The sequence below is a fragment of the Anoxybacillus sp. UARK-01 genome, from assembly GCF_002075365.1.
Classification (GTDB): domain Bacteria; phylum Bacillota; class Bacilli; order Bacillales; family Anoxybacillaceae; genus Anoxybacteroides; species Anoxybacteroides rupiense.
The window spans coordinates 1-1,727 of sequence record NZ_NASY01000033.1; the positions used below are offsets into that span (position 1 = coordinate 1).

1 protein-coding gene is annotated in these 1,727 nt (G+C 48.0%); it reads left to right on the top strand.

Annotated features, from left to right (window positions below; translation table 11 throughout):
* Window positions 1-87 precede the first annotated feature (87 nt).
* Window positions 88-1,727 (top strand): RHS repeat domain-containing protein (locus tag B6A27_RS07270; protein ID WP_483294910.1); only part of this gene is annotated, 1,640 nt, incomplete at its 3' end.

The window sequence follows — 1,727 nt, forward strand, 5'->3', positions numbered from 1 at the left end:
GTAGGAAATCTGTTAAGTGAATAGGATGAGAGAGGACATCAAAAACAGTACAAGTGTGACCCATCCAATCGTTTAAATCAACTCCTAATGTCGAATGGAACGTCTGTCCAATATGATTATGACTTGAACGGCAACATGACTTCGAAAGTCATTCAAACGAGCAGCGGTCCGTCACAAGGATTTACCTATTCGTATGATAAGACGGGAAAACTCCTGAAAACGGTTGGTCCATTAAATGACGTAACAACCAATGAGTATGATGCCAACGGCAATAAAATCAAAGCCGTCTTGCCGAAAGGCAACACGATTCAATGGACGTATGACGGAACGGAACGAGTCAAAACCATTTCCTACAACAACGTCCCGTATTACGAATTTAGTTATGATAAAAATGGGAATGAACTTTCGGTTCAATACTTAAAAGACGGCACGACGAAGACTAGAAAGTTTGATGAGAAGAACCGTGTGATGGAGCAATCCGACCGCGGCGGAGTCCAAAAATGGACGTATCCGACCACCTCGGATAAATTGCAACAGTTCCTGTTCTCGCACGGATCATTCAGCCAAACCGTCACCTACCAATACAACGCGTTGGATCAAAATACGGTTGTTCAAGATGGAACGTATACGTACCGTTTGGATTATGACGAAAGAGGCCATGTCCGCACGTTTACCACCGGAAATGAAGCGGGTGCCACCTTCACGTATGACGACCGCGGCTTGGTGAAAAGTCTGTCAGTGGGGACGGCAGATGGAACCGAGTTATTGGCGGAAATGTACCGTTACGACGAAAACGGCAATCGGACAAAAATCGAGTCCTCAACAGGAGAAGCGATCGTTTACCGTTATGATGCGCTCGATCAACTAGTGGAAGAGCAATGGCCGGATGGAACGACGATCGAGTACACGTACGATGGATTCGGGAACCGGACGAAAATCGTGAAAACGAAAGAGGGATCATCGACGACGACGACGGCCGATTATAATGCGGCGAATCAGTTGGTTCGTTTCGGCGATGAAACGATCACGTATGACGCGAACGGCAACCGATTAGAAGACGGCCAGTATCGATATGAATGGAACGAAGCCGATCAATTGGTTTCCGTTACAAGAAAAGGCGAAAGCACGCCGTTTGTCACCTACCAATATGACGACGACGGCCGCCGCATTCAAAAGAACGTGAATGGCGTGGTGACGAACTACCATTACCAAGGCGACAGCCTCAACGTCTTATATGAAACCGACGCGAGCGGAAATGTGGTACAATCGTATGTATACGGAGAAAACGGCCAGCTGTTGGCGATGAAAAAAGGCGGGGCGACGTATTTCTACCACTACAACGCGCATGGCGATGTCATCGCGTTAACGGATGCGCAAGGAAACGTGGTCGCTCGTTACGAGTACGACACATGGGGCCAACTTCTTTCAAAATCCGGTGAGATGGCAGACGAAAACCCATATCGCTATGCGGGATACCAATATGATGAAGAGACGGGATTGTACTACCTCATGGCCCGTTACTACCACCCAACCCATGGTGTGTTCCTGTCCACGGACCCTGATCCAGGAGATTCGGATGATATTTTGACGCAGAACGGCTACACATATGCGAACAACAACCCGGTGATGTTGGTCGATCCGGATGGGCATTTTGTCTGGATGGCGATTAATGCGGGATTTGCGGCGTATGATGGGTATAARGCCTTTAAAAAAGGCGGTTGGAAAGC